Consider the following 3,422-nt stretch of genomic DNA (forward strand, 5'->3'; position numbering starts at 1 on the left):
GTCCTGCAGCCACTGACGTGCCGCTGGCCCGCGGGGCGCTGCCGCGGCCCGGCGCAGGTCGAAGGAGCCAAGCAGCTGGGCAAGGTCCTGGTCCAGGGCGCTGACCGGGGTGCGGGCCTCGGAGTGTGTCCGGGCCATGCTCAGGTCGAGAGTTCGGTGTGCAGCTCGAGCAGTTCGTTGGTGATTTGGGCGAAGACGGACGCGGGGGCCTCGGGCAGCTGGGAGGCCTCGTTGATTTGGCTCAGGGCCTGTTCGGTCAGATCCCGGGCGTTCTCGCGGTGTCCGCGGTCGGCCAGCGCGCGCAGCAGGGTGATGCCTTCACGGGCTTCGGCTGCGATGCCCTCCGGTTCCCGCAGGGCCGGGCTGATCCCGTCAAAGGTGAAATGCAGCAGGATCCGGGAGAACAGTTCCATCTCTGATTCGTTGCTCATCAATACTCCTTGGCGCAGGCTAGGTTCGTCTCCAGTATGTCATTGACCCGGTGGGCGGCGGCGATGGGCAAATGCCACGGTCCGGCACCCCGTTCGGGAGATGCCGGACCGTGGCATGGTGCTGTCTTGCGTGCCGGGTGGAACCTAGCCCTGGGGCTCCCACTCGCCGGTGACCAGGTAGGTGACCTTGCGTGCCACCGAGACGCCGTGATCACCAAAGCGCTCCAGGTAGCGGCTGGTCAGCGACACGTCCACGGTGGTGGGGGCGTCCTCCTGCCAGTTTTCCTCGGCAATGACCTGGAAGACCGAGGAGTGCAGCTTGTCCAGTTCGCGGTTCAGCTCAATGATCTGGCTGGCGATGGCCAGGTCGCGGGTGTCCAGCAGCCGGCCCAGTTCCCGGGCAATGCGGATGTCCAGCTGGGCCATCTTGCTGAAGGTCTCGGAAATTGCCGAGGGCACCGCCCGCTTGGGGAAGCGCAGGCGCGCCAGCTGGGCCAGGTGCCGGGCCAGGTCGCCCATCCGTTCCAGCGAGGCGCTCATGCGCAGCGAACCGACAATCATGCGCAGGTCGCTGGCTACCGGCCCCTGCAGGGCCAGGGTGTCAATGGCCCGCTCATCGAGCTGGGTCTGCAGGAAGTCAATCTTCGCGTCTTCGGCAATGACCTCCTGGGCCAGGTCCACATCCGCGTTGGCCAGCGAGTCCCATGCGCGTTCCATCGCCTCGGCCACCCGCTGTGACATCTCAATGAGGTCTTCGCCGATCTGCTGCAGATCAGCCTGAAATACTTTGCGCACTCGCGTACGTCCTTTCGGGTCCTAGGCGTTCCAGCCCGTTTTCGGGCATGGCGGAGGGATCGTGAACAAGCCTGACAGCACCAGCTTAACTGTGCAGGAGCCAAAGGTGAACGTTTGGTGAACACCACACCCGAAGCGGGAAATCCGGCGACATCCGGCGCTTCACCACCGGTTAATGCCGATACCTGAAGGGGTGAACGAAGTCTTTCCAACCCTGATCGCCGGCCTGATCGGCCTGGCCCTCGGTGTTGTCGGCGTCCTGGCATACTTTTTCGCCCAACGCCGTTCGGCCCAGCTGCCGGCCGTGGATGAACCGACGCTGCCCGAGGGGGCCGCCGCGGTGCTCTCGGTGATCGGCCGCGCCTTCGTGGTGCTTGATGACGTTGACGGGGTGGTGCGCGCCAACCCGGCCGCCTACGCCTATGGGCTGGTGCGCGGACACACCCTGGTTCACGAACAGTTGGCCAACATGGTGCGCCGGGTCCGTGATGACGGGGTGATCACCGAAAGCCAGTTTGAGCTGCAGCGCGGGGCCATGGGTCCAGGAGCGCTGGTGGTGCACACCCGGGTGGCACCGCTGGGGGAGGAGTACATCCTGCTGCTGGCCGATGACCGCACCGAGATCACCCGCACCGAGGCGATGCGCAACGACTTCGTGGCCAACGTGTCCCACGAACTGAAGACCCCGGTCGGGGCGATTTCCCTGCTCGCCGAGGCGATCGAGGACGGAGCCGACGACCCGGTGGCGGTGCGCCGCTTCACCGGTCGGCTGCACAAGGAATCCTCCCGGCTCTCAGCACTGGTGCAGGACATCATCGAGCTCTCCCGGCTGCAAAGCAGCGACGCAATCGTGCACGGGGAGCAGGTGCAGGTGGCCGCCGTGGTGGCCGAGGCGGTGGACCGCAACAAGCTGCTGGCCGAGGAACGCAACATCACGATCTCGGTGGGCGGCCAGGTTCAGGCCCCCGTGCACGGGGACGCGGACCTGCTGATGACCGCGCTGCGCAATCTGATCGACAACGCCATCCGCTACTCCCCGGAGCACAGCGCCGTCGGGGTGGGGCTGCGCGAGCGGGACGGGTTCGCCCTGATCTCCGTGACCGACCAGGGCCCGGGCATCTCCGCGGAGGAGCAGGAACGGGTGTTCGAACGCTTCTACCGGGTGGATTCGGCCCGTTCCCGCCAGACCGGGGGCACCGGCTGGGGCTGAGCATCGTCAAGCACGTGCTGGCCAACCACGGCGGGGAGGTCTCGCTGTGGTCCCAGGAGGGACAGGGATCAACGTTCACCCTGCGCATCCCGACCTTGGATGAGCAGGATCTTGATTTGGAGGAGCCGGTTGTGCGCTCCGCCAGTGGAACTAGCGCGACCGCCGAGGGCGGGCGTGAAGGAGGAAACCGATGACCCGGATTTTGATCGTCGAGGATGAGGAGTCGCTGTCCGACCCGCTCTCCTACCTGCTGGAGCGTGAGGCTTCGAGGTACGCATCGCCGATGACGGGATCACCGCGGTTACCGAATTTGAGCGTCACGGGGCGGACCTGGTCCTGCTGGACCTGATGCTCCCGGGGCAGCCGGGAACCGAGGTGATCCGCCAGATCCGGGCCACCAGCCAGGTGCCGGTGATCATGCTGACCGCCAAGGACTCGGAGATCGACAAGGTGGTGGGCCTGGAACTGGGGGCCGATGACTATGTCACCAAACCCTATTCCTCGCGCGAGCTGCTGGCCCGGATCCGGGCCGTGCTGCGCCGCCAGGGCGAAAGCGAGGAGCTGCTGACCAACGTGGTCACCGCCGGGCCGGTGCGCATGGATGTGGAACGCCACGTGGTGTCCGTGAACAACGAGGAAATCGCGATGCCGCTCAAGGAATTCGAACTGCTGGAAATGCTGCTGCGCAACGCCGGACGGGTGCTCACCCGCGGCCAGCTGATCGACCGGGTGTGGGGCAGCGACTACGTGGGCGACACCAAGACCCTGGACGTGCACGTCAAGCGGTTGCGTTCGAAGATTGAGACGGACCCGGCCGCCCCGGCGCACCTGGTGACGGTGCGTGGACTGGGCTACAAGTTCACGGTGTAAACCCGACCGCCCGGGTGGATCCGCAGCATTGGGCCGTCGACACAAGGTGCCGGCGGCCCAATGCCGTGCAAGGGCCCTGGCGCGCTCGGGCAGCGCACCGTCGCTGCCCACCGGGG

2 protein-coding genes and 2 pseudogenes are annotated in these 3,422 nt (G+C 66.4%); 2 read left to right on the forward strand and 2 right to left on the reverse strand.

Annotated elements, in window-relative coordinates:
• Positions 1-140 precede the first annotated feature (140 nt).
• Both JCM19049_RS09995 and phoU read right to left on the reverse strand, forming a co-directional pair.
• Positions 141-431 carry a hypothetical protein gene (locus JCM19049_RS09995; protein WP_054821511.1) on the reverse strand — a complete coding sequence of 97 codons (291 nt, stop codon included), beginning with the start codon at positions 429-431 and terminating at the stop codon, positions 141-143.
• A 144-nt stretch (positions 432-575) separates the two neighbouring features.
• Positions 576-1,226, reverse strand: a complete 651-nt coding sequence (gene phoU / locus JCM19049_RS10000; protein WP_054821512.1) for a phosphate signaling complex protein PhoU — start codon at positions 1,224-1,226, stop codon at positions 576-578.
• 175 nt (positions 1,227-1,401) lie between these two features.
• Here phoU and JCM19049_RS10005 point away from each other — a divergent pair.
• Positions 1,402-2,630 (forward strand): annotated as a pseudogene (locus JCM19049_RS10005) (sensor histidine kinase).
• Positions 2,627-3,306: pseudogene (locus JCM19049_RS10010) on the forward strand (winged helix-turn-helix domain-containing protein). Before JCM19049_RS10005 ends, JCM19049_RS10010 begins: the two co-directional pseudogenes overlap by 4 nt.
• Positions 3,307-3,422 lie beyond the last annotated feature (116 nt).

The organism is Arthrobacter sp. JCM 19049 (assembly GCF_001310435.1).

Excerpts from the sequence above, each read along its gene's own strand:
- JCM19049_RS09995 (WP_054821511.1), bottom strand. The coding sequence starts at position 431 with ATGAGCAACGAATCAGAGATGGAACTGTTCTCCCGGATCCTGCTGCAT.